The 5,165-nt window shown below is 56.9% G+C and carries 5 protein-coding genes and 1 pseudogene; 5 read left to right on the top strand and 1 reads right to left on the bottom strand.

Features of this window, described 5'->3' with window-relative positions; translation table 11 throughout:
- The coding region (locus tag NW841_RS03545; protein ID WP_414385393.1) for a DnaJ domain-containing protein at positions 1-466 on the bottom strand (466 nt) is incomplete at its 3' end.
- Between the two features lie 290 nt (positions 467-756).
- Here NW841_RS03545 and NW841_RS03550 point away from each other — a divergent pair.
- The 5 genes and pseudogenes from NW841_RS03550 to NW841_RS03570 all read left to right on the top strand — a co-directional run.
- Positions 757-1,512, top strand: coding sequence for an ankyrin repeat domain-containing protein (locus NW841_RS03550; RefSeq protein WP_414366588.1), 756 nt, complete (start codon positions 757-759; stop codon positions 1,510-1,512).
- Between the two features lie 913 nt (positions 1,513-2,425).
- The gene (locus NW841_RS03555; RefSeq protein WP_414385395.1) at positions 2,426-2,782 is read left to right on the top strand and encodes a hypothetical protein; all 357 of its coding nucleotides are present in this window, start codon (positions 2,426-2,428) and stop codon (positions 2,780-2,782) included.
- Between the two features lie 295 nt (positions 2,783-3,077).
- Positions 3,078-3,998: an L-lactate dehydrogenase gene (locus tag NW841_RS03560; RefSeq protein WP_414365728.1), complete on the top strand. Its 921-nt coding sequence runs from the start codon at positions 3,078-3,080 to the stop codon at positions 3,996-3,998.
- A 54-nt stretch (positions 3,999-4,052) separates the two neighbouring features.
- Positions 4,053-4,793 (top strand): tRNA (guanosine(46)-N7)-methyltransferase TrmB, encoded by a 741-nt coding sequence (gene trmB / locus NW841_RS03565; RefSeq protein WP_414365727.1) that lies wholly within the window; start codon positions 4,053-4,055, stop codon positions 4,791-4,793.
- Positions 4,794-4,856: 63 nt separating this feature from the next.
- Positions 4,857-5,165 (top strand): annotated as a pseudogene (locus NW841_RS03570) (CPBP family intramembrane glutamate endopeptidase); the annotation flags it as partial.

Consider the following 5,165-nt stretch of genomic DNA (forward strand, 5'->3'; position numbering starts at 1 on the left):
AAGCCAAGATGTGGATGGCCTCGCCGGAGTTGGGAAAGCGTTTCAGGAGGGCTTCGGCCAGAGCCACTGCCGTGGGCAGCTTGCGCTCGCGCCAGGCGGCCTTAACGCGGGCAATTCCTGCCTCAAGGGAGTCCCGAGCCGGTGGTTCTGCTGAGGTGGAGTCCAATCCAGTGGTGCGCACAACCACCCGCCTTTCTCCTTTCCCAGGACTGGGCGGGGATTGTCGTTGGGCGTCGTAGCGCCGCCGCTCTTCAGGGTTGCTCAGCACTTGGTAGGCCCGATAGATCTGCTCAAATCGTTCTCGGGATCCCTCTCCTGCCACATCGGGGTGAAACTGCCGTGCCAACCGGCGAAAGGCTCGCTTGATATCTTCGCTGTCTGCTTGGGGAGACAGGTTCAGAATCGCGTAGTAGTCCATGAGCGGTGGCAGAAGGAAGGGAATTGAGAGTTGCAGAACCTGGGCCAAAAGTCAGCTCCGACCTCTGACTCTGCCGCTGATCATGGCATGTCAACCCGGGCTGAACCAAGGGATCCTCTCAGCGCTAATGCAATTGAGATGCAAGCTTGTCGAGAATGGTTCTCATGGTCAAGGCTTGATGCTGCATTGACCCTGCTGGCTGAGCACCAAGAGGCCTCTTGCGGGCAGCTACTTCAGAGGCAGGGATCCAGTGCTAGACTTTGCCCAAGCTGTAAAGCCTAGACTTTGCCTATTCCTAACTCTCCCTGAAGAACTTTAAGCCCTATTTCCCAGTAACTATGAGCGAAGCCCTGCACCGCGCCTTGGCCAATCAAGATCTGCAACAATTGCTGGCTTACTTGCAGCAAGGGGCAGATGTGAATGCTCCCGATTGGCAGGGGGTTACCCCGCTTCACAAAGCAATACTCATCGGCAATCTGGAGTTGTTGGACTTGCTTTTGGCTTATGGCGCTTCTGTCCACTCGGTGGATTCCAGCGGGGCTACACCCCTCCATTTGGCTGCAGCCAGCGGCCAGGTGGAAGTGGTGGAGCGGCTTCTCCAGGCAGGCAGCGAGATCGATCTGCCAGATCGCTATGGATACACTCCTCTCCATCGGGCTGCCCTAGCCGATCAGGCAGAAGTTATCAGTCTGCTGATCCAAAAAGGGGCAAACGCCTGTGGCGTTCTCCACTGGGCTACGGCTACGGGTAGGAAAAGCGTTCTAGCTCGCCTACTCTCCAAGGGGGCACCGGTGGATGCCGTTGATGAGACGGGGCGAACTCCTCTGCACGAGGCGGCCACACAAGGACACTTGGGCATCGCTCGCTTTCTCATTTTGTACGGGGCTGATGTCAACGCGCGCAACCGCTTCGGGGCAACACCCATGCACTGGGCTGCCTGGGAAGGGCATGTCCCAATCCTAGAACTTTTGCTGCAGCATGGGGCCGAATTAAACCCCCGGAATCAGGAGGGGCACACACCTTTAGCCTATGCGCAAAAGCGGCAGCACAAGCTAGCTGCCCAATGGCTGCAAGACCGAGGCGCAACCCTTTAGTTTGGCTTAAAGCTCAAGCGAGATCCTAAGTCACGCCAAACAAAAACAAGAATCTGAAAGGGTAGTTGAGGGTGTAAAAGCTATAGTCACTTTCAAAAGTGATCCCTAGCTTCCCTCTGGGATACGGGCCATGGGTGAGGGGTGGAAAAAGGGTCTAGGGGTAAGAGCAAGGAACACCTTAGATTGTATCTCCATTCGTAAGGGATCCCTACTTCTTGGGAGACAAGAGATAGAGACAGAAAAGGAGAGAGGATGTTAGGTTTCCTCTCTCCGATCTCTTCGTCGCGGTTAGCGTTAACGCCATCTAAATTCTAATCGATAAGTCGCACCTGATTCAATCCTTTTCTCCAAATTTTAATCTTCTTTCAGAATCATTTTTTAGAGAACAAAACAAGGACGGAACAGCTAGCTTGTTCCGAAAACATCCGTTTATCTCCTTAGAAGATTTATAGCCATTCCAAATAACTCAAGATACTTCCCCAGCGCTTCACGCCGCTTCCGCTTGCTAGCCCGCCGACGCAAGCGCAATCACCCTCGACTGCTACCTCCTCCTTCAACACGGTGTTGGCGGAAAACCTCCCTCCCCTGTTAATTGATGTTTAGTCTCATTAGATTAAAACCTCAACTTTGAGGGGAAAGGAGGAAAAGGGATCCCTGCCAAACGCAGGATGGCCAGTTCCGCCGGCGCGGGATCCCCGCTCTATCCAAGACAAGAGAGGAAGACTGATGGATTTGACTCCACCACTCACCTGAGTGACAGGATAGCACTATTGAGATCAAGTTGCAATATACCCCCGGAGCATACGGGGCACTCTTTGATAGAGACTTGCATCAAACTGAGTGAGTCTGGTAGAGTACTTGGCTAAAGTAGTTGGAAAAAATTTGCAGCTAGGTCTTTGCAGGTCACGGAGTGATGAGCATGACATGGCAACAGGTGCAGTCGGGAGTGTGGTGTCGGCAGTTGGGGCAACTGGCGCCCCAGTGGTGGCTGGGGTGGAGTCCTAGGCAGGGCTTCCTGCTCTACCGCCAAGAGTCCCTGCCTTCTCTCTCTGCTTTGCGGATGCGCTACCAAGAGCAGGATGGCTGGCTGGATGTGTTTTTCGGAGAAGCCGAGCAGCATCCCCAGCAGCGGCACAGCCTCTTAGACGCAACGGCGCGGGTGGCTTTGCACTACTTGCCGGAAGATCTAGCTCAGATTCGCTCCCTGAAGTGTCCTCACGAGCGCATTCCTCTGGAGCTTTGGCAGCGGCTAACCCAGCAACGGAGTTAAGGTCTACCAGAATCCTTCAAAAAACTATTAAAACCTTTACGGCATTTAAATCCAATCGAAGTCACTTTGCCCCTGGGGATCTGCGCCGCCGAGGCGACCGGGAAGACGGAAATTCTCTTCCCTTCCAGCTTTTCTTGCTCTGGGGGAAGCGATAGTCCCCCTGCTATTTTTCTCTCCGCCTGGCCAGGCTTAAGCTGGGAAGGGAAGTGCAGCGGCTGAAGCCATGACCGTTTCTGAGCATCAACCCAAGCAACGCTTTGAACAGCAAGCCGGTGGGCTGACTTCTCGCCGCCTTTTGAAGGGATCCATCATCGGCGCCGGTCAGGTGGGCATGGCCTGCGCCTACGCGATGGTGATCCAGAACACCCTCGATGAGCTGGTTCTTCACGACATCGACCGGGCCAAGCTGGAAGGGGAAGTGATGGATCTGGTGCATGGGATCCCTTTTGTGGAGCCGACGCGGATCTGGGCGGGAGAGCTGGCCGATTGCGCCGGCTCAGACGTCGTGATTGTGACGGCGGGAGCCAAGCAGCGGCCTGGAGAAACCCGCTTGGATTTGGTTCACCGCAACGTTGAGATTTTCAAAAGCCTGATCCCGGCCTTGATGGAGCATTGCCCCAGCGCCATTTTCCTGGTGGTGAGCAACCCCGTCGATATCATGACCTATGTTTCCCTGAAGTTATCGGGGCTGCCGGCGGGGCAGGTGTTGGGGTCGGGCACGGTGTTGGATACGGCCCGCTTTCGCTATCTTTTGGCCCAGCGGCTGGGGGTGGATCCGCGCAGCCTGCACGCCTACATCATCGGCGAACATGGGGATAGCGAGGTGGCCGTCTGGAGCAAGGTGAACATTGCCGGCACGCCGATTGGCGAGCTCTCGCCGGAGTGGGATCCCGCCCATTTGGGCGACATCTTCGAGCAGGTGCGCAATGCCGCCTATGAGATCATCCGCCGCAAAGGGGCCACCAGCTATGCCATTGGTCTGGGGGTGACGCAAATTGTCCAGGCCCTGGTACGGGATCAGCGGCGCGTTTTAACCGTGAGCAGCCTCACCCAGGGGGAGTATGGTCTGCCGGAGGTCTGCCTTAGTTTGCCGAGAGTGGTCGGTCGGCAAGGGGTGGAGCGCACGCTGGTCATGTCCCTCACCGAGAGCGAGCAACAGCAATTGCACCGCTCGGCCCACATCTTGCGGCAAGTCATTGACAGCATTCAGTGGTAGCTTAGATTCTCTTTGCTTTTGATCCAGGCTGTGGGAGGCGGCGTTGGGTTCGCTATGGCTGGAACCGGCAGCAGAAGGTGGTCTGGGGAAGCAGAGGGGCAACGGGCGCAGCAAGCCCAACCTGAGAAAGGCTGCCTTGCACCGCCTTGGGCAGGGATCCCGCTGCAGAAGGGTCTCGGCCAGCGGCTGCGGCAACATGTCAACCCTCTGCAGGCGCAATACCAGCAGCCTGCTTCTCCACCCCACTGGGAACGGGTGTACCGGCGGCTGGGGCAACCCTTTCACTTGGATATCGGCAGCGGGAGCGGACGCTTTCTGCTGCGCCTGGCCCAGGAACAGCCGGATTGGAACTTTTTGGGCGTGGAGATTCGGCAGCCGCTGGTGGAGCGGGCCAATGCTTGGCGGGACGAGCTGGGGCTAGATAACGTCCATTTCCTCTTTGCCAACATCAACGTCTCCCTGCGCCATCTATTTGCCCCTGGAGATCTCAGCCGGGTTACCATCCAATTTCCGGATCCCTGGTTCAAAAAGCGCCATCACAAACGGCGGATCGTCCAGCCCCAACTGGTGGCGGATCTGGCCCTGCTGCTGCAACCGGGCAGCCCTGTTTTTTTGCAGTCGGACGTGCAGGAAATTGCCGAGGAGATGGTTGCTCGTTTCCTAGAGCATCCGCAGTTTTGGGATCCCTGCCAGGGGCCCATCGATGACAACCCCTTTGGTATTCCTACCGAGCGGGAGTGGCAGTGCCTGCAGTTGGGGCTGCCCATCTACCGGTATTGGCTAGAGCGCCGCTGACCCCTCCGGCTAAAGCCAATAGAAGCTAGGATATAACCCGCTGGAGTTGCCTCTGTTGCTGCCATGTCTCCCTCTGAAGCCACGGCCTCTGTCGATCCCTTTTCCGCTTGGCTTTCTGTTCGCCGTGGGATCCTCAACCTGCTGAGCCTATTGGCCCTTTTGATTGTCGGGCTTTCACTTTCCAGCAGTTGGTTTCAGCCGCCGCCCCAAACGCAGTTGGATCTGTTGCAAACCAATCTCGCCCTGCAGGCTGCCCGCACCTTAGATGATCCCCGCTATCAGGATCTGGCGCAGGCTCTGCTAGGGCGGAACGTTTTCGAGCTGGCCAACAATCGCTACCGGCAGGTGGCCGACAACTACGCCGAACGCCTG

The organism is Synechococcus sp. H60.3 (assembly GCF_047462295.1).
Lineage (GTDB): Bacteria > Cyanobacteriota > Cyanobacteriia > Thermostichales > Thermostichaceae > Thermostichus.

Excerpts from the sequence above, each read along its gene's own strand:
- NW841_RS03550 (WP_414366588.1), top strand. The coding sequence starts at position 757 with ATGAGCGAAGCCCTGCACCGCGCCTTGGCCAATCAAGATCTGCAACAA.
- NW841_RS03555 (WP_414385395.1), top strand. The coding sequence starts at position 2,426 with ATGAGCATGACATGGCAACAGGTGCAGTCGGGAGTGTGGTGTCGGCAG.
- trmB (WP_414365727.1), top strand. The coding sequence starts at position 4,053 with ATGGCTGGAACCGGCAGCAGAAGGTGGTCTGGGGAAGCAGAGGGGCAA.